Here is a 25,636-nt window from a genome sequence, read left to right on the forward strand (position 1 = left end):
AGGCCCAAGTTACAAGCCAAAGTTCCAAGCCTAAATGACAAATCATACTACAACTCTTTAAGCTTACTTCTCACTAAGTCTTGAATCTCATCGACCCATTAGACAAAAATTTTATACTGCCAGACTTGCATAATAGGCAGAATACGTCACATAACCTGATAGAAGAGTTCAGTCCAGCACAAGTATTAAAAAAGAAGGTTCACAGCATGCCAACAGACGAAAGTTTTTTTGAACCAGCCTCATCTTCCAGCGTATTATCATCAGAGATTGAACGCTTTAGTGCCATGGCTGAGGAATGGTGGAACCCTCAGGGGCCCATGAAGCCCCTCCATGCTATGAATGAAACAAGATTAAAATGGATTCACGCCCACTTCTCCCAACATGTCCGCCAGGGCTTTCCTATTCGCTCTGTGCTAGATTTGGGGTGCGGTGCAGGACTAGCCAGCGAAGGAATGGCCCGCAGAGGCTATAATGTTTTGGGGGTGGATGCCTCAAAAAAAGCTATTGAGGCCGCTAAAAGCCACCTGCATCACTTTCCTCTTGATAAAAAAAGCGGCACACTTTCCTATCAGGCGGGAAGTGCTGAAGACCTTAGAGATCAAGGAAAGACATTTGATGCTATCCTGGCCTTGGAAATTATTGAACATGTTGCAGATCCCACCACTTTTGTTCAAACACTTTCAGGCCTTCTTAACCCCAATGGGCTTATCGTTTTTTCAACGCTTAACCGCACTATGCTCTCCTTGCTAATTGCTAAGATTGGGGCTGAGTATCTACTACGCTTGCTGCCAATCGGCACCCATGAATGGAAAAAATTTATAACCCCGACCGAGTTAGGGCGATATATCTTACAAGCAGGCCTTCGCGTAACCGATATTGCGGGCATGGCTCCTTCCCCTACAGGGCACTGGGCTGTTTCTACCTCCACCAAGGTCAACTATATTGCCATAGCCACTAATGGCTAATGAAATCGTGAGGCCCTTTTCTAATCATCAAAAATTCTAGCCATCAAAAACATCGGGATATTCATCATCCTCTTCAGGAGAGTGATCACTATGGTTGAAGTCAATTTTTTGGTCATGCCAGCCAAGAGATTGCATATCGTCTCTAACCCCTTCCTCTTTTGAAGAGGGCTGGGTTGTTTTTTTTGCAAGCCCCACTCATGATCAGACTGCCCAATGTAAGCCAAGCCAGTATAAGCCCCAGCATAAACCCCAATATAGGCCAAGAAATTTTTTGAGGGGATTACAGTGCTCTATAGCAGCTTCTCTTTGAGTCTCACTTTGAGAATCTGGCCTATCTTTTCCACATAGGCACTGAACAGCCCGCTAGCTATAACAACACCTTCCCAAGAAGCGGTTGAGACAGCATCAAACCAATATAGGTAAAAAAGACCGTCCCTGCCCCACTAATAACACAACACCAGACCAGCCATAGTGACCATAGACCCCAATATTGGAAGGAATAAAGGGCTGATAGAATACGAGCTTTTTTCACGATTATCCTCACCCACCCAGTTATCCTTATCCTCCCAGGATTCTCCCAGTCTGTTTATTTTAAAACTCTCACGCCCCTTGGGGGAAACTCCCTTCTCCCTGCTGGCCAGTAAAGTTAAAAGCCGATTTTGGTTCTAGTTGAAGAATGATATTAACCCTTGTTATTACCCACACTCTTCACTATTTCCTATTTATAGGAATAGCCTTGGTCTTTCCGTAATCATAAAACCGAATTTTGTGACGTTTTTGTCTATTTTTGAAAACCCTTATTTCATGAACTATCCATTTACAGACCCGTTCGGACGTCACATCACCTATCTGCGCATTTCTGTGACAGATAGGTGTGACCTACGCTGTACTTATTGTATGGGCAAAAAAATGTCTTTTCTGCCCCGCGATGAGCTCTTAAACTTTGAGGAGCTCTCCACGCTCAGCAAAGTGTTTATCGAATGTGGGGTACGCAAAATTCGCCTCACAGGAGGAGAACCCCTAGTACGGGCAGACTTATGCGCTTTTGTACAGTCTCTTACCCCTTGGCTCAATACAGATAAGAGCAAACCTGGACTTGATGAAATTACCTTAACAACCAACGCCACCCTGCTAGAGCGCTATGCCAAACCGCTTTATCAGGCCGGAATACGAAGGATCAATATCAGTCTTGATACTCTCCGCCCAGACCGTTTTACCGCCATTACCCGTGTAGGTAAACTTGACAATACCCTTAAGGGTATTGAAGCAGCCTTAGAGGCTGGTTTAAAAATCCGGATCAATACGGTGGTTCTAAAAGGATTAAATGACGATGAGTTTGATCACCTCATCGAATGGTGCGGACAAAACCAGATGGATCTTTGCTTGATAGAAACCATGCCGATGGGACAAGTAGAGGGAAACCGAATGGATCACTACTTACCCTTGGCAGAAGTTAAAAATACCCTCCAGAAAAGCTGGACCCTCCTACCCACGACCCATTCAACCTCGGGGCCTGCTCGCTATATGACCCTTCTGGAAACCGGCCAGAAAATAGGTTTTATTACCCCCCTCAGCCATGGTTTTTGTGAGGCGTGCAATCGAGTTCGTCTCTCTTGTACAGGGGTCCTTTACACGTGCCTCGGCCAGGAAAATAATTATGATTTTCGGACCCTCCTTCGCAGTCACGCAAGCTCCGATGAGTTAAAACAAGCTTTATTTACCGCTATTCAACATAAACCACGTGGGCATGATTTTGCTTTTGATCGCCTTAATAAAACCACCCAAGGGCAAATAAAACGCCATATGAACGTTACAGGCGGGTAATACCGTAAATGGATACCCCTTATCCTATTCCCCAAGTTTTTGACTATAAAGCCCAACAAAAGTTTCACAACCGGGCTAGCCGTAAAATCGCCCACGTTTACCCCATTCTTCAGCATGCAGCCTCTCTCCTGATTGAACGACTGGACGACATTACAAGGCCCTTTAACCTGGCGTTGGATATTGGCGGAAGAGGCGTGGTTGCCCCGTTATTGGTTGAACGGAAGATTACACCCATTACCATTGATTGCTCTATTGACATGCTCAATAAGCAGGCCGGGTTAAAACTTTGTTCTGAAAATGAACTTCTTCCCTTTGCCCCAGCAAGCTTTGACCTTGTCATTGCTTCTCTCTCCCTCCATCAAGTGAACGATATTCCAGGCCTGTTCAAACAAATACGTCATATCCTTAAACCAGATGGCCTGTTTCTGGCCAGTTTGCCCGTACTTCCCAGCTTTTCAGAATTAAGGGAATGTCTTATGCAAGCAGAAGAGACCCTTTGTGGGCGTATCTCTCCACGTATCATCCCTTTTCCCAACCTTCAGGCCTGTGCGGGCCTTCTGCAGCGGGCTGGCTTTACTTTGCCAGTTGTCGATTCTGAAATCATTAACCTCTCTTATCGCAACCCCCTCTCCATCCTGCGCGACCTTCAACAAGCAGGGGAAAGCAATGCCCTGACCCAACGGAGTAAATTAATCCCTCCCAAGGGCCTTTTTCCCCTAGCCCTTAGCCTTTTCGCTGACCGATATGGCAAGAATGATCCAGTCCCCTTACAGCTCCATATCGCTTGCCTCAGCGCATGGAGCCCTGCTCCTACCCAACCCCAACCCTTGACCCGCGGCGAATTTACAACCTCTTTTGAGGATCTGATCGCTTCCCTACCTGACCCGCCAAGTGAATCTTCCTCCTCATAACCCAGAGCTGCATAACCTAGGACTGCATAACCAAGAGCTGCAAGAAATCCACATCCAAAACCTGCCCTCAATACTCGCATTCGCTCTGGATCACTCTAGACCACTCTGGCCCACTCTGGCAGCCCACTTCTGGAGCACTCTGGGGTGCGTGGTTTTGAGGTGGTCTTCAGCCAATCTTTGAGAAGTGATGCTCACTTGATCGGCTGTCCTCTGGTTGGCTTTCTTTTAGGCAGGTACTTTCAAAGAGAAGATTTTCGAATAATATAAAAAAGCTCTTTATTTACTAAGCTGTCAGGGCTAAAAAACAAAAATACTTTATGCTTTTTGGGTGGACAACAGAAAACCTCAAAAGCACAAGCAAAAATAGATTGATCAATGTAAGGGCACTGCTTGTATGGCTGGTAAAGAAACAAAACATAACATCAAGAAGGTTGTTCTGGCTTATTCCGGTGGCCTTGATACTTCTGTCATCTTACGGTGGCTCCAAAAAAACCGTCATTGTGAAGTCGTAACATTTACAGCAGACCTCGGCCAGGGCGAAGAGCTGGAACCTGCCCGTAAAAAAGCAGAAATGTTCGGTGTTAAGGAAATTTTTGTTGAAGACCTGCGCGAACAATTCGTTAAAGACTTCGTCTTCCCCATGTTTAGGGCCAATACCTTGTATGAGGGGCAGTATCTTCTTGGTACCTCCATAGCACGCCCCTTGATTGCCCAGCGCCAAATCGAAATTGCCGAAGCCGTAGGCGCAGACGCCGTAGCCCATGGCGCAACAGGAAAAGGGAATGATCAGGTTCGCTTTGAACTGGCTTACTATGCCTTAAAGCCCGATGTTACCGTTATTGCCCCCTGGCGGGAATGGGATTTGACCTCGCGCACAAAGCTGCTGGCCTTTGCTGAGGAAAACCAAATTCCCATTGCCAAGGACAAACGCGGGGAAGCCCCATTTTCCGTAGATGCGAACCTACTTCATTCCTCTTCGGAAGGAAAAATCCTTGAAGATCCGGCCCTTCCCCCCGATGAAATTGTCTTTCAGCGGACCATTTCCCCAGAGGCGGCTCCAGATACCCCTACAGAAATCAGTATTGATTTTGTCCACGGGGACCCCGTTGCCATTAACGGTGTTAGTCTGTCTCCCGCTTCTCTTCTCACTCGTTTAAATGAACTGGGCAAAGCCAATGGGATTGGCCGGCTGGATTTAGTAGAGAATCGGTTTGTAGGGATGAAATCCCGTGGGATTTATGAAACCCCGGGGGGCACCATTTTGCTCGCTGCTCATCGACATATGGAATCCATTACCCTTGACCGTGAGGCAGCCCACCTTAAAGATAGCCTGATGCCCAAATATGCCGAACTTATTTATAACGGTTTTTGGTTCTCACCTGAACGGCGCATGCTGCAAGCTTTGATTGACGAAAGCCAACATTTCGTCAACGGTCAGGTGAGGTTAAAGCTGTACAAGGGCAATATTATTGTTACGGGCCGCGAAAGCCCCAACAGCCTCTATGATACCCGCGTTGTAACCTTTGAAGATGATGAAGGCGCCTATAACCAGGCGGATGCGCAAGGCTTCATTCGGCTTAATGCCCTCAGATTACGCCTAAGCGCTATGGCTGGGCGTAAAAATACTTAATCTCTGCATATTAAAGTAACCAGCACGATAAGAGAAATATGTTTTTGAAGCAATTTCTGTTATCGTTGTTATCATTGTTATCGACACAAGGTATTTTATAACGCCTTTTAACCCTTGCCGATCCAGATAGCCCATAAGAATAGGTAGAAGCACATGTCCATTTACTCCTCTCCCCGGCAAACTACGAAACGCCCCTTCCTCTCTCATGTAAAAAAAATCGGCATATCGCTGGCTTTGGCTTCAACTCTTCTGGTTGTTGGTTGTAGTGACGGCCCTAACGACGACGATGAACCTGATATTAACCCAACCACCTTCATGCAGCATATCCGCAGCGAAAAGGGCGTTGTAACCCTCCCCAGCGGCTTAGCCTATAAGGTTATCAAATCTGGAGACAAAACAGGGATCTCCCCTCAGAAAGGTGATCTGATCATGGTTTCCTATGAGGGGCGTCTACCAGATGGCATTATTTTTGATAGCTCCAATAAACATGGTGAAGATTCCGTGATACAGATGGAACTTGACGGGATGATTGATGGCTGGATGCAAGCCCTCCCCATGATGCACACTGGAGATACCTGGATGCTCTATGTACCGCCTGAACTGGGTTATAAAAGCCGCTCGGTTGGTGTTATTCCCCCTAATAGTCCCTTAATTTTTAGCATACAGTTAGTAGGGGTTGACAAGCGCAAACACTAACCTGTGTTTTGGTGGATGCAGCTTTACGGCTGTATTCTCCTTAAAAGAGTACCGCTCATCACGGTGCTATTAAACCCAAATCCTCTTTTTCTTGACTAATCTTTTTTCGGTAGGGCACCTTTTATGCCACGTATTTTTTCTGGAATTCAGCCAACCGGAATTCCCCAGCTTGGGAACTATCTTGGTGCCATTCGCAACTGGGTTCACCTACAAGAAGAATTCGAATGTCTCTTCTGCCTGGTGGATATGCACGCCATCACTGTATGGCAAGACCCTGCTAAGCTTAAGGAGCAGACCCTTCAACAGGCGGCTATTTTGTTAGCTGCCGGCATTAATCCAGACCAACATATTCTCTTCAATCAATCTGCCGTCTCAGCTCATGCTCGCCTTGGTTGGATATTCAGCTGTATCGCGCGTATCGGCTGGTTGAACAGAATGACCCAATTTAAGGATAAAGTCGGAAAAGACCGTGAAAAACATTCAGCCGGTCTCTATGTTTACCCTACGCTCATGGCTGCGGATATCTTGGCTTATAAAGCAACCCATGTTCCCGTAGGCGATGACCAAAAACAACATATTGAACTCGCTAATGATATTGCCCAAAAATTCAATTATGACTACCAAACCGAGTTCTTTCCCCAAATAAAAGCCCTTATTCCTCCAGCAGCAGCACGGGTTATGAGCCTACGAGATGGGACAAAAAAAATGTCCAAATCCGATCCCTCTGCGCAAAGCCGTATAGAACTTCTTGATACTGCGGATGATATTGCCCAAAAAATCCGCCGCGCAAAAACCGATTCCAACCCTTTACCTGGTACAGTGGCTGCCCTCAATGAACGCCCAGAAGCCCGAAACCTAGTAGAAATTTATGCAGCCCTTTCTGGAGTCTCCGTAGATAATGTTTTATTACAGTTCGAGGGTAACGGATTCGGCCCCTTTAAGGAAAAACTTACAGAACTGGTTGTGGCAACCATAGATCCCATAGCCCAGAAGGCCCGCAGCTACCTTAAAGACCCCGATCACATTAAAACTATTCTTCATACGGGTGCTGAGAAAGCAAAGGCCATTGCAGATCCCATTGTTGAAGAAGTCGAAAAAATTGTTGGCTTTATTCGCTAGCATTCCACTTTCTGTTGCCCCCACTCTCTAATACCTATTAGAGATTCTTTTTACCGTGCCTTCTTTTGCGGAACTGGCTTTATCGCCTTTTATGAACCGCACTGTATTTTTTGCGTTCCTGTTTTATCCGATCAACCCTTGATAAAACACCCCATTTCAACCAACCCTAAATAACCTTACTGACCCATGATGAAACAAAGCTTCCACCACCTCATTCTTTTTTCACAGGGAAAATCCCTTCTCCCCTTTACCCAGAAAATTAGTGAATGGATAACCTCTACCTCCATTCAAAACGGACTGCTTACCTTGTGGTGTCGTCATACCTCTGCCTCATTGACCGTGCAGGAAAATGTTGATCCTACCGTTCGGAAAGACATTCTAGCCTTTTTTGACAGAATTGTCCCAGAAGGGAACCACTATGCCCACAGTCTTGAAGGGCTTGATGATATGCCGGCACATTTATGCACCATGCTAACCAATACCCACCTTTCCATTCCTATTGAAAATGGAAAAATGGTTTTAGGAACATGGCAAGGAATTTACCTTTTTGAACATAGGCGCCATAGCCATGAAAGGGAGATTGTTCTCCATCTCATGGGTGAATAATCCCAATAAAAACTAGATTTTCGTTTTATAATCGTGATAATATAAAGGAAATGAATGAGTGACCTTTTTGAAAGGCCCCCATTCAGAGTTGTTACTTTTGGTCATATAAACCCAATACCGTTAATGCGTGAAAATATCCTTTCTTTTTTCTCCATTGGAAAAAAAATAGCCCTGGATTTTTTGCTTCCTCCAGTGTGTTTAAGCTGTTTTGCCCCCACTGGGCAGGCTAAGCTTTTATGCACCCAATGTTTTGCCCAACTCAGCTTTATCAGCGAGCCTTTCTGCCCATTATGTGCTCTTCCCCTGCCCTTCTCCCTTGACCCTCCCCCAACAACTCTTCTGAAGACAGAAACTCCATCCAACCCCGCCTCTCCCTGCCCCTCTTGTGAACAGGCTCCTCCGCCTTGGGCACAGGCACGAGCAGCCCTTTTATACGATGAGGCCGCAAAAAAGATTATTCTCCCCCTGAAATACGCCGATAGAACAGAACTCGCCCCATTCCTTGCAAATATTCTTGCTATGGTAGGCAAAGACATGTTGAGCCAATATCATGCCCTTGTTCCTGTTCCCCTTCACAAGACACGGCTAAGACAACGCTACTATAATCAAGCCGCTCTTATTGGCCATTCCCTCTCCAAAGTCACAGGGCTTCCTCTTATCGTGGATGGTTTGATAAGAAACAAAAAAACCCCCTCGCTGGAGGGCTTAAATCGACAAGAGCGCACAATCATAATGACCGATGCGATTCACATAAACCCGCAACGCCAGGCAGCCCTCCTCAATAAAAAAATTATCCTGATTGATGATATTATGACGACAGGAGCGACCCTAACAGCCTGTTGTCAAGCGCTTGCTCCCCTTACGGAATATAAACCTGCAATTCTTGTAATGGCCAGAACTCCCCCACCAGATATTGCCAGACCCTATAAAGAAAGCCTAACATAGCCATTGCACGATAATATGATGGCATAAAGCTATTTTTTATTATTCTTAACCATCTTATAGTGAGTCAAAATAAGATTATATTCAGCCAATAAGGATTAGTATGCCTAAAATAGAAATATACACACAACCTTTTTGCCCCTATTGCAAACAAGCCTTGGAACTTTTTAAGCAAAAGGGCGTGACTGTCCAGGAAATTTCAGCCCCTCGCGGTACACCAGAGCGAGAAACCGCTATAGAACGTTCTGGAGGACGGAAAACCGTTCCACAAATTTTTATTGATGGAAACCATATTGGCGGTTGTGACGATCTGATCGCCCTTGACCGTAAAGGTGGGCTCGATCCCCTTCTAAACCACTGAACCGGCTATTTTTTATACTCTTGGAGACTATTTCCTCACCTGACCCCCCACAATATCATTCACAACAAATTTCCACTCCATGAAGCATGAGAATACCATGAACAAAAATCTGATATCACGAAGGTCTTTTGGTTTGAGAATGTTAGGTACAAGTATTACGGCCTCTTCCTTACTCCCCGCATTAACAAAAAAGCTCTATGCAGCCCCCCTTCCCGCGGCAGCTGTTAACCCTCATGACCGTATCTTATGCTTTGTAGGAGGCTATACAGCCCATCGTCCCAAAGGAACAGACGGCAATGGGCCAGGGATTACCGTTTTTGAAATGGACCGTAAAACTGGCAACCTCTCTCCCATTAGCGTCTTTACCGATATTGCCAGCCCCTCTTTTATTACCTTATCCCATGACAAAAAATTCCTTTACGCTGTCAATGAAATTGATGACTTTAATAAAGAGGGGGATGGTTCTGTCACCTCTTTTTCAGTGGATCCTGCATCAGGCAATTTGCAAAGGTTAAATGTTGTCAGCTCAGGGGGGGCTGTTCCTGCACATTTAAGTGTAGACCATTCGGGGAAATATGTTCTGGTCGCCAATTATGTAGGCGGGAGCGTGGCAGTGCTGCCCATAAAGCCTGATGGCTCTCTGGATCAGCCCGTAGAAGTTATCAAAAACACTGGCCCTCGTATGCCAGAACGGGCAGAGGATAACCCACCAGGAAATTTTGCCATAAGTGACCATACCTCCTCGCATGTCCATATGGTTCAATCCGATCCCACTGGGCGTTTTGTTGTTGCAGACGATGCAGGGCTCGACCGTATCTATGTCTGGTCTATCGATTCTAAAACAGGCAAATTAACCCCTGCTCAATACCCTTATCTGGATATGACGCCAGGCTCTGCCCCCCGCCATTTTGTTTTTTCAAAAGACGGAAAACGGCTTTACAATCTTTGCGAACAAAATTCAAAAGTTGTCTATTCTCATTTTGATCCCACAACAGGGAAAATCACGCCTCAACAAACTGTTAGCACCGTAACCCCCCATTTCAAGGGAAGCACACTCGCTGCAGAAATTGTTTTTTCTCATAATGAAAAATTTATCTACGCCAGCAACCGGTTGGGAAATTCTATTGCCGTCTTCAAGGTAAGCCCCGATGGACTCTTAACCCTTATTGATGAAACATGGATGCATGCCGACTATGGCCGAGCCCTTATGTTCGACCCCAGCGGAACATTCTTATTTTGCGCCAATCAGAAAAGTGATTCTGTTACTGCTTTTCGGGCCAACCCAAAAACAGGAAAACTCGATTTCACCTGGAATTTTACCCCCATTGGGAGCCCCACAACTTTCGAATTCCTGGTTGTGCCTAAATAATTTTTTCTGGTTTTTACCTCCTAAAATGATACCCAATACAAAAAGGAAAGCCTTTAAAGGCTTTCCTTTTTTGCTGACCGATATAAATGCCTAAAAATGGCAAAACGCTTACCCAAGAAGGAATGTTTACGGGGTCTGATCACCTCACTGAGAAACACTATACGAGCCTCATGCAGATGCTACCCTTCTGCACCCCACAAAACAGACTAACAGCCATATCCTAACCAGTCTCCCCATAGCACACCGCTTACGGTATTTCTTTCTGACAAAGTAATGGCAAGACACCGTAGTACCCCTTGAAGAACTCTCCTATGAGTTTAGCCGGCTTGATATCTCCATCGCACCGCTAGAAATCGATAATGTTTTCTGTAATGCCAAGAGTGAAATCAAGTTTACCGAAGCAGCCCTTGCCAATGTCTGTTTCGTTGTCTCACCCACAGGGCCGTTCAAAAGGCTGGTTATCCATGGGAAAACCGGCTTCCTTGCGACAACCCCAGAAGAATGGGAACACTACCTGCTTGAATTGGTTGATAATCCTGACCTCCGCCAAAAAATGGCTCAGGCCGCTTATCATTCTGTAAGGTTATAAGAACAGTTAATGAGGCGCATGCTCGCCAGAAAAATCAGGTGCTTTTAATCCAGATTTTTCTAACTGGCTTACCAATGCCTGTTTAAGCTTCTCTAACCCTTCCTGAGATTTCCCTTCTGCACGAGCTACGAGTACCGCTTGAGTATTAGAGGCACGCAGAAGCCACCAACCATCTGGTGTATTAACCCGAACACCATCAATTTCCGAAACATCGGCCTTTTCTTGCCTTAAACGCTCAGCCACTTCTTTAATAACCTCAAACTTTCGCGTATCTTCACACTCAAATCTAAGCTCTGGCGTTGAGATTGTTTTAGGCATTTCTGCCAAAACTGCTGAGAGAGGTTTATCAAGACGTGCAACAATATCTAAAATACGAATAGCGGCATAAAGCCCATCATCAAATCCATACCATTTATCGGCAAAAAAGACATGCCCCGACATTTCCCCTGCCAAAGGAGATTTTGTTTCTGCCATTTTTGCCTTAATAAGAGAATGTCCGGTTTTCCACATAAGGGGGTTACCACCAGCTTTTTTGATCTCATCAAACAAAACCTGGCTCGCCTTCACATCGGCAATAATTGTCGCTGCTGGATGCGTTTTTAAAACTTCCCGGCCATATACAACCAGGAGTTGATCCCCCCATAGAATTGACCCTTGATCATCCACCACTCCAATACGGTCCGCATCACCATCAAAGGCAATACCAATATCGGCTTTTTGTTTTTTAACTTCGGTAATAAGCTGCTCAAGATTTTTAGCAACCGTAGGGTCAGGATGGTGGGCAGGGAATGTCCCATCTATTTTGGCATTTAATAGAATGTGCTCTCCTGGTAACCCCTTTACCAGTTGGGATAAGATATCGCCTGCTGCCCCATTTCCATTATCCCAAACCACTTTTAATGTCTTGCTACCGCCTGTCCAGTCTTTCAGTAAACGCGCAATATACTCTTTCTTGATATCAACATTTTCCGAGCTCCCCTTTTTATTTTCTCCTAGGCCTCCTGCAGCGGAAAGTTTTCCAAGCTCCTGAATCTGACTACCAAAAAAAGGTTTCCCCTTCAGCATCATTTTAAAACCATTATAATCCGCTGGGTTATGACTACCGGTAATCATAACAGCGCCATCGGCCTTAAGGGTTACAGAGGCAAAATACAACATTGGCGTTGGGCCACACCCTACAGAGATTACATGCAGGCCAGCATCCATAGCACCTTTTATAAGATGCTCCTCCAACTGGGGAGAAGAAGTCCGGCCGTCATAGCCGATAACAAGGGTTTTACCGCCCTCTTTTGCGACAATATAGCCAAACACACGGCCCACAGCATAGGCATCTTTTTCGGTTAAGGTCTTCCCAATAATCCCGCGGATATCATATTCTCTCAAACTGGTTTCATCAAAATTATGACTAAAAGTCATGGTATAGTGATCCTTTTACTGGGTATTCATTGGTTTTAAATAATAATGACTAAATGGATGAAATATTAAAGACTTATATCTCGTTGCTATATTTCTTTATAAAGCTTTTAACGTCTGCTGCCAGGTCTTCCCTCGCTAGGGAAAAAGCAATTTGGGCCTCAAGGAAGCCTGCTTTACTACCGCAATCAAAGCGTGTGCCTTCATAACGCAAGCCATGAAATGGCACCTTGCCAATAAGCTTAGCCATGGCATCTGTTAGCTGCACTTCGCCCCCTGCTCCACGATCAAGGCGTGAAAGTGGCTCTAAAATATCAGCCGTTAAGATATAACGCCCAATAATTGAGAGATTGGATGGAGCATCCTCGGGATCAGGTTTTTCCACCAGGCCTTTAACTTCAACCATATTCCCAATTTCGGCACCAACATCCAAAATCCCGTAATTTTTGGTCTGCTCCTTGGGAACTTCGGTAACAGCAACAACATTGCCGCCTGTATTATGATAAGCATCGGCGAGTTGCTTCATACAGGCTGTTTTGCCCAAAATAATATCATCCGGAAGGAGAATGGCAAAAGGATCATTGCCAATAAATGTTCTGGCACACCAAATGGCATGGCCTAAACCCAAAGGCTCCTGCTGACGAACAGCAACGAGCGAGCCAGCCTCAATGCTAGAGGGAGCTAGGGCTTCCAAGGCAGAAACCTTATTACGCTCCCTTAATGTTGTTTCCAGTTCAAAGGCAACATCAAAATAATCAATAAGCGAATCTTTCCCACGCCCTGTAATAAGGCAGAACTCCTCAATTCCGGCGGAGCGTGCCTCATCAATAGCGTATTGAATCAACGGTCGATCGACTACTGTAAGCATTTCTTTTGGCATTGCTTTTGTTGCAGGCAAAAAACGCGTTCCCAACCCAGCAACGGGTAAAACAGCTTTACGTAGGGGCTTAATCACTAAATCAACCTTTGCTATTTAATTATGACATCCGAACAAGATCAAAAATACAGGGGTATGACTGTAACACCATATTCGCTATTTTATTCTTAAAATTACTGAGTAAAACAAAATTATTACCGCTTTTTTTGTCATTTTGCGGTTTTCTGCACATGATGCTCAATATTTAATGAAGGTCATTATAAATTTGAATTGGGCAAAAAAACGGCAATAATAATAAGTTTTTCCATAATTTTATTATAATATCAAAACAAAAACAAACAGACCCATTAAAACTCTAAAACATTTTCTATATTTATAGCGTTTTACCAAAGGAAAGTTTAATGTTTTTTTGATACTGCAACAGATCGTGAACTGGCCGCTGGGCAACGCCGGTTTCCATCGCTGCTTTGGCCACTGCTGCAGCAATTCGAGGTAACAGCCGTGGATCAAACGGACTGGGAAGAATATAATCTGATGCTAAAACGGAAACCTGTTTACCGTAAAGTTTCTCTAATGCCTGGTTTTCCTCTTCATCATCCCCATAAGCCTGCTCTGTAAGGTCAGCTATGGAGTATACAGCAGCATGTTTCATCTCAATATTGATTTCGGTGGCCCCAACATCTAAGGCCCCACGGAAAATAAATGGAAAACACAAGACATTGTTTACCTGATTGGGATAATCAGACCGACCAGTACCAACAATAGCATCGGGACGATTCTGATGAACCAGTTCCGGGAGAATTTCCGGAACCGGATTGGCCATAGCCAGAATGATGGGCTGCATAGCCATACGAGCCAGATAGGATGGCTTGAAAACCCCACCCGCGGAAAGACCTAGAAAAATATCTGCGCCTTCAATAGCATCTTCCAAGGTGCGAAATGCCGTTTGATGGGCATACCGTGCCAGAGAAGGGAAAATCTCTGCTTCTCGGCCTTGGTAAATCACCCCATGAATATCGGTAAGGATAACATTTTCTACCGGTAAACCTAAACTTACAAGCATATCTACACACGCCAATGCAGCAGCCCCTGCACCGGATGTAACAAGCCTTATTCCTGGTAATTTTTTCCCTTGCAGCTTCAAAGCATTCAAAACTGCAGCGGCCACAACAATGGCAGTCCCATGCTGGTCATCATGAAAGACGGGGATGTTCATTCTTTCTTTTAGCTGGGCTTCTATAGCAAAACACTCTGGAGCCTTGATATCTTCAAGATTAATCCCGCCAAAAGTCGGCTCTAAAGCGGCAACCACATCACAAAATTTTTGGGGGTCTTTCGCATCGACCTCTATATCAAAGGCGTTAACGCCAGCAAACTTCTGAAATAATACCGCCTTACCTTCCATCACCGGTTTTCCGGCCAAGGGGCCGATATCTCCTAACCCTAACACGGCGGTTCCATTGGTAATAACGGCAACCAGATTGCCCTTTCCCGTGTAATCATAGGCAGCAAGTGGGCTGACTTTTATTTCATTACAGGCTTCAGCCACACCTGGTGTGTACGCCAAGGAAAGGTCTGTTCTATCTGCCAAGGGCTTGGAGGGAATAACAGAGATTTTCCCCGGAACCGGATAACGATGATAATCCAAAGCTTTTTTTCTAAAGTCGTTGTCCATCTTCCGCCCTCAATTTTCTCTTACTATATAGGATTGGGTACTATGCAGGATAGGCCTATAAAAGCCTTCTTAGGAAGAAAAGGCTTCTTTTCCAATTTCAAAAAAGAGAATTTACAGACCAGCTCTGTCCTTAGAAACTGTGAGCCCACTCTTTCTTGTGAAGTAAAGGAAAAAACACACCTGGTTTTTTAAGGGGAACAAAAAACCAGGAGCTTTCGAAAAGCCTGTTTTATGATCCCAACCATTCTCCACATTCTGGGTATGGTGCGGTCGAGAAGACTCGAACTTCCACGGGGAAACCCCCACAAGCACCTCAAGCTTGCGCGTCTACCATTCCGCCACGACCGCATGTATAACACTGAATACAAGAAGCGTTATTCATACTTCTGAAAGGGCATATAACTGATCATGACTTATAGGGCAATTCCTAAAAACCATTTTTTGCAAACAATTTTGCATTGGCAAAGTTCTGAGCTCATTGCCTATCCGGACTCTATAACAATCATGCAACAAAAAATAGAAGAGATCAGCAAAGGAAAATCCCCAGAAATATTGTGGTTTTTGCAGCACCCCTCTTTATATACGGGGGGAACCTCAGCTAAAGACGAGGATATTTTTAATAAAAAAAATTTTCCGGCTTTTCGCACTGGCAGGGGGGGACAATGGACTTACCATGGCCCTGGACAACGAATTGCCTATCTTATGCTTGATCTTACGACTCGACACGGAAGTATCCCCCCACGCAATATTCATGCCTATGTTCACGGCCTAGAACGCTGGCTTATTCAAGCGTTAGCCCGCTTTGATATTAAAGGGGAGCAACACCCCGAACGCATTGGTGTTTGGGTGAGAGACCCTAAAACAGGAAAAGAAGCCAAAATTGCAGCCATTGGCGTGCGAATTACCAAATGGATCACCTGGCATGGGGTCGCTATTAATATTCACCCAGACCTTAAGCATTTTCAAGAAATTGTCCCCTGCGGACTTGCGGATTATGATGTCACCAGCCTTGAAAAACTGGGTGTAAATGTAAGTTTAAAAGAGTTTGACCGTGCCCTGATAGAAAGTTGGAATGACATATTTGGAGAAAACCACCTTATACCAGCTGAAACTCCCCCCTTCCCCAATCCTATAGATCTACAACAGAACGCACCCATAAATCAGGAAACACACTCTATGTTATAAAGAAAGCCAAGATATAAAGAGATTTAAAGTATGAAGAGAAAAAAGCTTATCCTCCAGCTTTATTGACCTATTTTTAAAAATGATAGAGGGAAGAGGACAAACCAGATGAACCAGTTCCGGGAGAATTTCTGGAACCCCGGATTGGCCATAGCCAAAATGATGGGCTGCATAGCCATACGAACCAGATAGGATGGCTTAAAAACCCCACCCGCGGAAAGACCTAGGGAAATATTAGCGCCTTCAATAATGATGAATACTATTGTGGCCTTAGAGCTTAGAGCTTAGAGCTTAGAGCTTAGAGCTTAGAGCTTAGAGCTTAGAGCTTAGAGCTTAGAGCTTAGAGCTTAGAGCTTAGAGCTTAGAGCTTAGAGCTTATTCACCTGGAAATGCAAACCATTGCTCCGGAAAAGTTACCCCTATTTTTACATTATAAATTAAAAACCGATTATGCCCCCCTCTGATATCCACAGATTCTATTCTATTGATGACCAGCTGGCCCTTATCCTGTGTCATCTGAAGTGTCAGCAGCCCTTGGGAGGGATTATCTCTTCGGGTTAAAGACAGTTGCAGCTGGTTTCCCTGGTGCTGAAGGGAAGTGACCTCAATTGGCCCTGAAAATTTTACAGGAACGGCTAAAAGTAACCCTACTGGATCGTGGGAAAGTCCCATTTCAGTTCGCGCGTCATTTTTTTTATCAACCACCACCAGCTTTTCCTGCCCTGCCACAGCAATTTTTGCATCAGGAGAGAGATAATCCAGCCGCAAATGACCAGGAACGTAGCTTATCATTCCGCTTGACTGGCTGTTATTGGGCCAAAAATGAACGAACTGTCCCTTAAACCCCTGGCGAGCATTAAAATACTGCTCCACCCGAGTAATATCGGCCTGTTGGGCCGCTGAAAACTGATCGTCGGATTCGGTATGGGCACAAGCGACAAGAAGCAAGGATACTCCACCTATCTGCACCGCTTTTTTTAACAGGGACAATGCCATCATTTTGTTTTACTCCGCTTTCTTCAAAAGCGTCCTGTTTTCCTCCTTGTTAAGGGATCACCAAAAACAAGAAAATAAAAGAAAACGCACAAACCTTTGCTTTCTCATTACTAACTTTTCTCATCACTAACATAGAAAAGCTCATAACGCAGAAAAGCCAATCATATTATTTAAAAAAATTTCCTATCCATAAGTTTTCTTAACATAACATTTCTTAATCTGGGGCTTAATAAGCTAAGGCCTAATCTTTGGCAGGCTTTCATACTCTTCGGGCGTTTTTAAAGTAAGGGCTAAAGCATGCAACCCGGTTGTAAATTCTTCCCTTAATAATTCATGCACCAAACGCGAACGTTGCACGCGGTTCATACCCATAAATTTTTGGCTGACGATCACCATACGATAATGGGTCTCACCCCCCCCTATTTCAGCATGCTTGACTGCAGAATGGTGCGCATGACGATGGCTTTCATCTTCAATGGCCATTTCTTGGGGAGCAAGCGCGGTTTCTACAATTTTTTTCATTCGATTTAGCCTCATCTGGGATTTACCCATTCTCAAAAGCCTCCAGAATTCATATATTAAGAAAAAGATGCTAAGGTTACCTGAACTTTAATATAGGAAGAGTCTCCTGCAAGAAAGACCTAACGCTTTGATTTATTCAGTGATTCCTTTATTTGAACAAAAGACCGTTTTGACCACTATTTAATATAATATGATGCGCAAACCCAAAACATCCCGCAGTAAAACTTTCGCTCCTGATCCTGATGCTCCTCATAACCATATCTGCGATATGCCGGGATGCGATAAAGAAGCTGGCTACAGAGCCCCACGCTCTCCTAAAAACCTGCGTGATTATTTTTGGTTCTGTTTGGAACATGTCCGGGAATACAACGCCAAATGGGACTTCTATAAGGGGATGACCCCTACACAGATCGAATCTGACCTTCGCTCCGCTACATCCTGGGGGCGCCCTTCCTGGAAGCTTGGGCATCTAGGCAGGAAGCATCTGTTCGACACTCTCCACGACCCTATGGAGTTGCTGAAGAAAACTGAAAACAGCCCCTTTAATACCAAACGTTATCCTCACCTTTCCATTCCCAAAGCTCTTAAGGAGCCATTAAACATGCTTGGGCTTGACTGGCCCATTTCTATGGAAGAGCTTAAAACCCGTTACAAGACACTGGCCCGCCTCCACCACCCCGATATTAATGGTGGCAGCCGCGAAGCAGAAGAGAAACTTAAAAATATTAATTCTGCCTATACAACTTTAAAAACCCACCTTACCCAACACCCCTCTAACCATGCCAGAACGGGGTAATAGGCAAGGTTTCTCCGTTTTTTATTTTATACTCATTTTTTGCAGGAAATATAAATTGTTATGAAGATGACATCCCCCCTCTCTTCGAGCCTTAACACTATGGCTGAACAGGAGGGCATTGCCCCACTCCCCCCCATAACCAGTATTGATAAACCTGATACGACCCTTTCTGTCCGCGAGGTTTTTGGTATAGAGTCTGATCTTGAAGTACCTGCCTTCCAAGAACGAACCAATCATGTCCCAGACAAAGACCCAACCTATCAGTTCGACCATGACACCACACTTGCCGTCCTGGCAGGCTTTACCTACAATCGCCGTGTCATGCTCCAAGGGTACCATGGGACAGGAAAATCTTCACATATAGAACAAATTGCTGCACGGTTGAACTGGCCAACAGTACGGATCAACCTCGATAGCCACATCTCCCGGATTGATCTTATAGGAAAAGATGCAATCGTTATAAAAGATGGCCAGCAAATTACTGAATTTCAGGAAGGATTGCTACCTTGGGCCTTACAACGCCCTTGCGCCCTGATTTTTGATGAATATGATGCCGGCCGGCCAGATGTTATGTTTGTTATCCAACGTATCCTAGAAGGAGCCGGTAAGCTGACCCTTCTGGACCAAAACCGTGTAATTCATCCGCATCCTTACTTCAGGCTGTTTGCCACTGCCAACACTGTAGGCCTTGGAGATACAACAGGCCTCTACCATGGAACCCAACAAATTAATCAAGGGCAAATGGATCGGTGGAATATCGTTGCAAGCCTGAACTATCTCCCCCATGCCCAGGAAACCGCCATTGTACTTTCCAAACTTGACATTGATCCTGACGATAACGCCATGAAAAAACAAATTGAAAGTATGGTGGCCATGGCAGACCTTACCCGTGCAGGCTTTATGGCAGGTGATGTTTCAACGGTTATGTCCCCGCGCACCGTCATCAGCTGGGCAGAAAATGCCCAAATTTTCCATAATTTGGAATATGCCTTTAAGGTCAGCTTCCTCAATAGATGTGACGAAGCCGAACATGCAACCATCGCCGAATATTATCAGCGCTGCTTTAACAAGAATATTCTCGATCCCAATATCCACTCCCAATAAGGGGTCTACTAGACTTAGCTAAAACGCGCACTTGGTCATAACAATTCCTCAACAAAAACAATCTGTTTTCTCAAAACTCTGTATCTTGCCAAACATGTTTTTTAAAATTTCTGGCCTCTCCCAACCGAACCTATGGACCCAGTCTATGGTTCCAAAACGTTCCTTTTAGCAGGCCCTTTCTCTCGTCTGTGGAGTATCACCCCGTGCCCGATGCACCCGATCAAACCCCGCCTGAGCTCTCCTCTTTAAAGCTCAATGAAAAAAAGACAGAAGACTTTAAGCGTGCTACTGTCAATACCTTACGGGCAATGGGGAAAAAACCGGGTGTTCCTGCTGAAAATCTGCAGGTGCATTTTCAAAACCGTATCTCTGCCCAGCAAAAAAAAGACCGCACCCACATTCGTCTACCTTTCCCCATTCGGCCCCCGCAGCAAGAGGAAATTACAGCCACTCGGGCGGCTGCAGATACCGTAGCGTTGCAATTGCGCTATCATGATTCAACCCTTCATTCTCACCATCAACCAGCCCATAAGGAAGCCCGAGAGGTTTATGATGCATTGGAACAAATGCGCATAGAAGCCCTTGGTAGCCAGTATATGGAAGGGGTTGCTGCCAATCTGGATGCAAAACTTAATACCGAAATGAACCAAAAAGGTTATACTCGCCTTAACCCAACCGACTTGCTGCCCTCTGCGGTAGCCTTGGCACTTCTGGCACGACAAAAATTTACAAAGCGCCCTGCCCCGCCCCAAATTCAAGAACTGCTTACCGCATGGGAAAAGACCCAGCTTACGCCAGACGTTGAAAAAATGATCAACGAGCTGGCAAACACCCTCACCGATCAGAGCCATTACAACCAGCTGACCCAAAAGATCCTTAAAGCCTATCATTTGATTGAGGACGAAATATCACCTGATCATAATAATGATGAAAGTGATAATAAGAGTGAGCAAACCGCGAGCTCAGAAAGCTCCTCTCTTCCTTCTCCTGAAAACCAACCAGAAGATCAAGAACAGTCTTCCTCCGAAGAAACCACAGACTTGCAAGCACAACTTCAGCAGATTAGCAGCCAAGATCAGTCTGAAACATCTGAACTACAAGTGGGAGAGGCCGAAGGGAACGATCAGCCCGCTGGCAGCTCAACAGACCCAGACGAGACAAGAGGCAATACACCTACCACCGAGCAAGCACCTTATCGTATTTATACCCAACAATTCGATGAAATTGCCCCTGCCGAAGAATTATGTGACCTTAACGAACTCATCCTCCTCCGTCAGCAGCTTGACCAACAACTTCTGAGCATGCAAGGTATCGTAGGGCGGCTTGCCAATCGGCTTCAACGCAAGTTGCTTGCCAAGCAAACACGATCGTGGAAGTTTAACCAGGAAGAAGGACTTTTGGATACAAGCCGCCTTTCCCGCATTATTGCAAACCCTATGCTCGGCCTTTCTTATAAACAAGAAGCTGAAACAGCTTTTCGGGATACAGTGGTAAGCTTACTAATCGATAACTCTGGCTCCATGCGTGGTCGCCCGATTGCTGTGGCCGCCATGTGTGGCGACCTCCTTTCTCGAACGCTGGAGCGTTGTGCGGTAAAAGTGGAGGTATTAGGGTTCACCACACGAGCATGGAAAGGCGGCCAGAGCCGTCAGCTATGGACAGAGAACGGCAAACCATCCCACCCAGGGCGCCTAAATGACCTACGCCATATTATCTATAAAGACGCCGACCAACCTTGGCGACGTGCACGACGTAACCTGGGCCTTATGCTTAAGGAAGGGCTCTTGAAGGAAAATATTGATGGTGAATCCCTGCTCTGGGCCATGAATAGACTCAAGAAACGCCCGGAAAAACGTAAGATCCTTATGGTTATCTCAGATGGCGCGCCGGTCGATGACAGTACTCTTGCCGTAAATCCACCAGACTACCTTGAACAGCATTTACGTTATGTGATTGACCTAATCGAAAATAGTAGTTTCATAGAGCTGCTCGCCATTGGCATTGGCCATGATGTCACCCGTTACTATAGTCGTGCCGTCAGAATAACAGATGCTGAAGAGCTGGGGAGCACCCTCCTTGGGGAACTTACCGCCCTTTTTGAAGAAAAATTTACTCACTAATTTAAAGTTTTCTCTGCTATCCTCATTAAACCCCACCGGCCCCTTTATCTTTAGGGATTAACAAAGGGCAATAATATCTTATACACTCTAACCTTGTTCGGTTTTTCTTAAACCCGTTCATCACATAGCTGGAAAGCAAATAATATGGCAACTCTTTCCCGATATTGTCTATTGACCATTCTCGCTTTTGGTTTCCAATCTGGTGGGTTAGCCCCTTTCTTACTTGCTGCGACCTTACCCACTTCAACGACTTCTGAAAATAAAGCTGAAAATAAAACTGAGCCCCCTGTCCTCTCCTATATCGCCCCACCTCCGGGTGAAAATTCCTATGCTCAACGGCTTGATACCGAGACCTATTTTGCAACGCGTAAGCTGAAAGATACCCCACGATGGAACCTGGCTTATAAAGATTCTAAACTTCAGACAGAAGAACTGTTAGAGACTTTTTCTTGCGCCAGTCATCTCCAATTCAAAAAAAATTCCTTTCCAGCTGTCTTTTCACTTTTTGACTTTATTAGTCACACAGTCAAAACATATGTTGATCAGGATAAAAATCTATGGCAGAGGAAACGCCCTTTTGTCCTCTACCAGGATCAGCCTTTTTGCACGGAAGAAAAGCGCGATTCTCTTGGAAAAACCTATTCCTATCCCTCAGGACATACGTCCCTTGGATGGTCTTTTGCTTTAGCCCTCTCAGAGCTTATTCCCCAGCATAGTGCTGAAATATTGGCCCGTGGAAGGCAATATGGTGAAAGCCGTATAATTTGTGGAGCCCATTGGAGAAGCGATGTTGAGGCAGGCTTTCTTGAAGGTGCCGGCATTGTCAGCATGCTGCAAAATAATCCGCAATTTCAAGAAAAACTTGCAGCTGCCCGTAAGGAAATCACGCAAAACTATACCCCCCTTACCCCGCAAGCCCTTAACCAATGCACTCAGGATGCTGCCATTCTCAAACCTTCTCCCTTGGATGAATAGAGTTTTTTGTTTTTTGCTTTCTTTTGTGTTTTTCTTTCTACTGCCCTGTTTCACTGCAAGTTTTCTACAAATCGTTTTATACGAAGACAGGCTTCAGTAAGAGAGGCATCATCTGTAGCATAAGAAAGTCTTAAATAGGGGCTATATCCAAATGCAGCACCATGCACCATCGCCACAAACTCCTCTTCCAACAAGGCTGTGGCAAAGTCTTTATCGGTCTTTATGACCTGCTGACCTACCCTGGTTTTTTTGCCGAGACAGTCCTTTATACCCAAATATATATAAAAAGCGCCCTTCGGTTCTGTGCAGCTTACCCCTTTAATCTCCTTCAAGGCACGAAGAACAAGAGCACGCCTGCGGGCATAGCTTTCCCGCATGACACCAACCTGTTCAGAGGCTTCCTCCAAAGCCGCTGCAGCAGCCACCTGACTTACTCCACAAACACCAGATGTGGAATTTCCCTGAATTTTAACCATGGCCTTAATAAGCTTAGCCGGTGCCCCTGCAAAACCTACCCTCCAGCCCGTCATGGCGTAGGCTTTGGACACGCCATTCAAAGTTAGAATCCTCTCCTTTAAATCCGGCGCAATAGCAGCGAGAGAAAAATGTTCGACCCCCTCATAAATGAGATGCTCATAAATCTCGTCACACATAATCCAGCTCTGGGGAAAACGGCGTAAAACATCTGCAATATTATGCATATCCTCAAGGCTTGTTACAGCACCTGTTGGGTTATTGGGAAAATTCAGCACAACCCATTTTGTCGCCGGCGATAATTCCTTTTGTAAAGCTTCCGCCGTTAATCGAAACCCATCCTGCTCCTGACAAAGTGCATAACGCGGTACTCCACCAAACAAACCCGCTGCCAAGGGGTAGCCTACCCAATAGGGTGCTGGAATAACAACCTCATCCCCTTTTTCTACGGTCGCCATAAAAGCATTAAAAATCAGCTGCTTTGCCCCATTCCCTATGGTAATTTCATCCAGCTCATAAGCAAGGTGATTTTCTTTTAGAAATTTCTTCTGCACAGCCCTTTTTAAAAGAGGGTGGCCATCAACAGGCGGATACCCCATATCCCCTTTTGAGGCGAACTGATGAGCGGCCGCAATGGCTACTTCAGGTGTTGAAAAATCAGGCTGCCCCAAGGCTAGCGAAATCACAGGCTTGCCTTCGGCTTTTAATGCTCTGGCGCGCATGGCCGTAGCAATTGTTGCAGAAGGTTGCAAAGCCATAACACGGTTTGAAAAAGCGGGCATAAAAACCTCTCATGGCAAGACAGCTAGTGCTTTAATGGTATTTCACAAGCACATTCTGCTGCTGATCAATATTATAGGGACTTATTTTAATTCACCACAAAAGCGTTGAATACGATGACAGGCTTCCTGTAAGTTCTCCATAGAAGTCGCATAGGAGATTCGAAAATAACCAGGATATAAAAAAGCGCTTCCATGCACAGTGGCCACGCCTTCTTCTTCGAGAAGAGCTTTAACAAAATCCGCATCAGTTTTCAGTAAAATTCCCGTCTTGGTGGTTTTTCCTAAACAACCAGCCAGTGAGGCAAAAACATAAAAAGCCCCCATAGGCTTATAACACGACAAACCCCTGATAGTATTGATGGACTGAACAACGAAATCCCGACGTTGTTGATAAGCGTCTACCATTGTTTCTATACAAGATTGCGGGCCAGTAACAGCTGCATAAGCAGCAGCTTGACTGATGGAGGAGGCATTTGAAGTAGACTGACCTTGGAGTTTCACCATGGCCTTGACAAGCTCTACCGGTGCACCCGCATAGCCTATTCTCCAGCCGGTCATGGCATAGGCTTTGGAGACACCATTCATAGTGACTGTACGGCTTTTTAAGCGTGGTTCAATTTGCGCCATGGTGTAAGAGATGAACCCATCATAAACTAATTTGTCATAAATATCATCCATCAGCACCCATATATGCGGATGCTCCAACAAAACAGCGGCAAGATCTTTTAGTCTTTCTTGCGTATAAGCGGCCCCTGTTGGATTGTTTGGAGAATTTAAAATCAACCACTTTGTTTTTGGGGTAATCGCATAGCGTAGACCTTCTCCTGTTAGGCAAAAATTCTGCTCTTCTGAGCAGGGAACAATAACAGGCTTACCACCAGCAAGGTTTACAATATCCGGATAGCTAACCCAAGCCGGCGCTGGAATAATAACCTCATCCCCTGGGTTAATGGTTGCCATGATGGCATTATATATAACCTGCTTACCACCCGTAGAAACAATAATTTCCTCAGGACTGTAATCCAAAGCAGAATCCTTAAGAAAACGCTCAGCGATCGCTTTTCTTAGCTCAAGGGTGCCAGCAACATTTGTATAGCGCGTTTTTCCTTCCTCAATAGCTTTCACGGCGGCACGGCAGATATGTTCTGGCGTATCAAAATCGGGCTCACCAGCTGAGAGGCTAATAACATCCTTTCCTTGTGCTTGCATCACGCGAGCTCTATCAGTGATTTCTATGGTCTGGCTGGGACTAATACGATTTAATTTTTCGGAAATAAAGCTCATGGCACGGCACACTAAACTGGTTTTGAATTGAGGAAATAACTTTCACGACTCTTTTGTTCTATCATCCCATACTATTTCCACAATGAAAAACAAATAAGCATCTTTCCTATAACAGCAAATTTTATTATTTCACTTTGAAAAACATACTGTTTGGAACCTATTTATAAATAATATTGTTAAACCCCTCTTCTTTCGCTTTTTGCTGAAGATCTGGAGCGTTTCTAAGATCCAAAGGCAATAATCGGCCATCTTCTTCTCGACGGCAAAAAGCAACAGCAATCGCAAAGGAGGCTTGCCCACTAAGCTCCTTTCGTAAACATGATACATCATCGTCCCAAGGCATCCGCCCTTGTTCAGGGGTATTCGCTGCACAAGAGGTCAGAAGTAAGAAAACCATATATAAAAATTTCATACCAATGTTATA

At 45.1% G+C, this 25,636-nt stretch carries 24 protein-coding genes, 1 tRNA gene and 1 pseudogene; 16 read left to right on the forward strand and 10 right to left on the reverse strand.

The genetic code is table 11. The features are described 5' to 3' along the window. Positions 1–206: 206 nt before the first annotated feature. Positions 207–965 carry a bifunctional 2-polyprenyl-6-hydroxyphenol methylase/3-demethylubiquinol 3-O-methyltransferase UbiG gene (gene ubiG, locus JGUZn3_RS09715; protein WP_203413324.1) on the forward strand — a complete coding sequence of 253 codons (759 nt, stop codon included), beginning with the start codon at positions 207–209 and terminating at the stop codon, positions 963–965. Between the two features lie 367 nt (positions 966–1,332). On the opposite strand, the gene JGUZn3_RS09720 is transcribed toward ubiG, so the two are convergent. Then, on the reverse strand, positions 1,333–1,497 hold the full coding sequence (locus tag JGUZn3_RS09720; protein WP_203413325.1) for a hypothetical protein: 165 nt from the start codon (positions 1,495–1,497) through the stop codon (positions 1,333–1,335). Between the two features lie 272 nt (positions 1,498–1,769). On the opposite strand from JGUZn3_RS09720, the gene moaA reads away from it, so the two are divergent. The 10 genes and pseudogenes from moaA to JGUZn3_RS09770 form a co-directional block, all read left to right on the forward strand. After that, positions 1,770–2,789 (forward strand): GTP 3',8-cyclase MoaA, encoded by a 1,020-nt coding sequence (moaA, locus tag JGUZn3_RS09725; RefSeq protein ID WP_203413326.1) that lies wholly within the window; start codon positions 1,770–1,772, stop codon positions 2,787–2,789. A gap of 8 nt (positions 2,790–2,797) precedes the next feature. After that, the gene (locus tag JGUZn3_RS09730; RefSeq protein ID WP_203413327.1) at positions 2,798–3,700 is read left to right on the forward strand and encodes a methyltransferase domain-containing protein; all 903 of its coding nucleotides are present in this window, start codon (positions 2,798–2,800) and stop codon (positions 3,698–3,700) included. 394 nt (positions 3,701–4,094) lie between these two features. Then, positions 4,095–5,330 carry an argininosuccinate synthase gene (locus JGUZn3_RS09735; RefSeq protein WP_203413328.1) on the forward strand — a complete coding sequence of 412 codons (1,236 nt, stop codon included), beginning with the start codon at positions 4,095–4,097 and terminating at the stop codon, positions 5,328–5,330. Between the two features lie 153 nt (positions 5,331–5,483). Next, positions 5,484–6,026, forward strand: coding sequence for an FKBP-type peptidyl-prolyl cis-trans isomerase (locus JGUZn3_RS09740; protein WP_203413329.1), 543 nt, complete (start codon positions 5,484–5,486; stop codon positions 6,024–6,026). Between the two features lie 123 nt (positions 6,027–6,149). Further along, entirely contained in the window at positions 6,150–7,145 is a 996-nt protein-coding gene (gene trpS / locus JGUZn3_RS09745; RefSeq protein ID WP_203413330.1) for a tryptophan--tRNA ligase, read from the forward strand. Positions 7,146–7,334: 189 nt separating this feature from the next. Next, complete coding sequence (locus tag JGUZn3_RS09750; RefSeq protein WP_203414904.1) at positions 7,335–7,751, forward strand: secondary thiamine-phosphate synthase enzyme YjbQ; 417 nt, start codon at positions 7,335–7,337, stop codon at positions 7,749–7,751. A 54-nt stretch (positions 7,752–7,805) separates the two neighbouring features. Then, a complete protein-coding gene (locus JGUZn3_RS09755; protein WP_203413331.1) occupies positions 7,806–8,696 on the forward strand; it encodes a ComF family protein in 891 nt (296 codons plus the stop codon). 100 nt (positions 8,697–8,796) lie between these two features. Beyond that, entirely contained in the window at positions 8,797–9,054 is a 258-nt protein-coding gene (gene grxC, locus JGUZn3_RS09760; RefSeq protein ID WP_203413332.1) for a glutaredoxin 3, read from the forward strand. Positions 9,055–9,193: 139 nt separating this feature from the next. Next, positions 9,194–10,423: a lactonase family protein gene (locus tag JGUZn3_RS09765; protein WP_408871748.1), complete on the forward strand. Its 1,230-nt coding sequence runs from the start codon at positions 9,194–9,196 to the stop codon at positions 10,421–10,423. Between the two features lie 274 nt (positions 10,424–10,697). After that, positions 10,698–11,000: pseudogene (locus JGUZn3_RS09770) on the forward strand (glycosyltransferase); the annotation flags it as partial. 18 nt (positions 11,001–11,018) lie between these two features. On the opposite strand, the gene pgmG reads toward JGUZn3_RS09770, so the two are convergent. From pgmG to JGUZn3_RS09790, 4 genes are all read right to left on the reverse strand, one after another. After that, the gene (gene pgmG / locus JGUZn3_RS09775; protein ID WP_203413334.1) at positions 11,019–12,428 is read right to left on the reverse strand and encodes a phosphoglucomutase/phosphomannomutase PgmG; all 1,410 of its coding nucleotides are present in this window, start codon (positions 12,426–12,428) and stop codon (positions 11,019–11,021) included. A 73-nt stretch (positions 12,429–12,501) separates the two neighbouring features. Next, complete coding sequence (galU, locus tag JGUZn3_RS09780) at positions 12,502–13,380, reverse strand: UTP--glucose-1-phosphate uridylyltransferase GalU (protein ID WP_203413335.1); 879 nt, start codon at positions 13,378–13,380, stop codon at positions 12,502–12,504. Positions 13,381–13,675: 295 nt separating this feature from the next. Then, positions 13,676–14,977, reverse strand: a complete 1,302-nt coding sequence (locus tag JGUZn3_RS09785; RefSeq protein ID WP_203413336.1) for a malic enzyme-like NAD(P)-binding protein — start codon at positions 14,975–14,977, stop codon at positions 13,676–13,678. Positions 14,978–15,239: 262 nt separating this feature from the next. Continuing rightward, positions 15,240–15,325 (reverse strand) — tRNA-Leu (locus tag JGUZn3_RS09790). Between the two features lie 60 nt (positions 15,326–15,385). Between JGUZn3_RS09790 and lipB the strand changes: the two genes are divergently transcribed. Next, positions 15,386–16,162 (forward strand): lipoyl(octanoyl) transferase LipB, encoded by a 777-nt coding sequence (gene lipB, locus JGUZn3_RS09795; RefSeq protein WP_203413337.1) that lies wholly within the window; start codon positions 15,386–15,388, stop codon positions 16,160–16,162. A 372-nt stretch (positions 16,163–16,534) separates the two neighbouring features. Here lipB and JGUZn3_RS09800 read toward each other — a convergent pair whose 3' ends face one another. After that, positions 16,535–17,158 carry a LolA family protein gene (locus JGUZn3_RS09800; protein ID WP_203413338.1) on the reverse strand — a complete coding sequence of 208 codons (624 nt, stop codon included), beginning with the start codon at positions 17,156–17,158 and terminating at the stop codon, positions 16,535–16,537. A gap of 231 nt (positions 17,159–17,389) precedes the next feature. After that, complete coding sequence (locus JGUZn3_RS09805) at positions 17,390–17,677, reverse strand: BolA family protein (RefSeq protein ID WP_203413339.1); 288 nt, start codon at positions 17,675–17,677, stop codon at positions 17,390–17,392. Positions 17,678–17,870: 193 nt separating this feature from the next. Between JGUZn3_RS09805 and JGUZn3_RS09810 the strand changes: the two genes are divergently transcribed. From JGUZn3_RS09810 to JGUZn3_RS09825, 4 genes are all read left to right on the forward strand, one after another. Beyond that, a complete protein-coding gene (locus JGUZn3_RS09810) occupies positions 17,871–18,473 on the forward strand; it encodes a J domain-containing protein (RefSeq protein WP_203414906.1) in 603 nt (200 codons plus the stop codon). 66 nt (positions 18,474–18,539) lie between these two features. Further along, positions 18,540–19,577 (forward strand): AAA family ATPase, encoded by a 1,038-nt coding sequence (locus JGUZn3_RS09815; protein ID WP_408871779.1) that lies wholly within the window; start codon positions 18,540–18,542, stop codon positions 19,575–19,577. Between the two features lie 203 nt (positions 19,578–19,780). Beyond that, complete coding sequence (locus JGUZn3_RS09820) at positions 19,781–21,697, forward strand: cobaltochelatase CobT-related protein (RefSeq protein WP_238996804.1); 1,917 nt, start codon at positions 19,781–19,783, stop codon at positions 21,695–21,697. Positions 21,698–21,841: 144 nt separating this feature from the next. Continuing rightward, positions 21,842–22,672: an acid phosphatase gene (locus tag JGUZn3_RS09825; RefSeq protein WP_203413341.1), complete on the forward strand. Its 831-nt coding sequence runs from the start codon at positions 21,842–21,844 to the stop codon at positions 22,670–22,672. 50 nt (positions 22,673–22,722) lie between these two features. On the opposite strand, the gene JGUZn3_RS09830 is transcribed toward JGUZn3_RS09825, so the two are convergent. The 3 genes from JGUZn3_RS09830 to JGUZn3_RS09840 form a co-directional block, all read right to left on the reverse strand. Then, positions 22,723–23,928, reverse strand: coding sequence for a pyridoxal phosphate-dependent aminotransferase (locus JGUZn3_RS09830; protein ID WP_203413342.1), 1,206 nt, complete (start codon positions 23,926–23,928; stop codon positions 22,723–22,725). 81 nt (positions 23,929–24,009) lie between these two features. Beyond that, positions 24,010–25,212 carry a pyridoxal phosphate-dependent aminotransferase gene (locus tag JGUZn3_RS09835; protein WP_203413343.1) on the reverse strand — a complete coding sequence of 401 codons (1,203 nt, stop codon included), beginning with the start codon at positions 25,210–25,212 and terminating at the stop codon, positions 24,010–24,012. 157 nt (positions 25,213–25,369) lie between these two features. Next, positions 25,370–25,609 (reverse strand): hypothetical protein, encoded by a 240-nt coding sequence (locus tag JGUZn3_RS09840; protein WP_203413344.1) that lies wholly within the window; start codon positions 25,607–25,609, stop codon positions 25,370–25,372. Between the last annotated feature and the right edge of the window lie 27 nt (positions 25,610–25,636).

Origin of the sequence: Entomobacter blattae, assembly GCF_014672835.1 — a bacterium.
Lineage (GTDB): Bacteria > Pseudomonadota > Alphaproteobacteria > Acetobacterales > Acetobacteraceae > Entomobacter > Entomobacter blattae.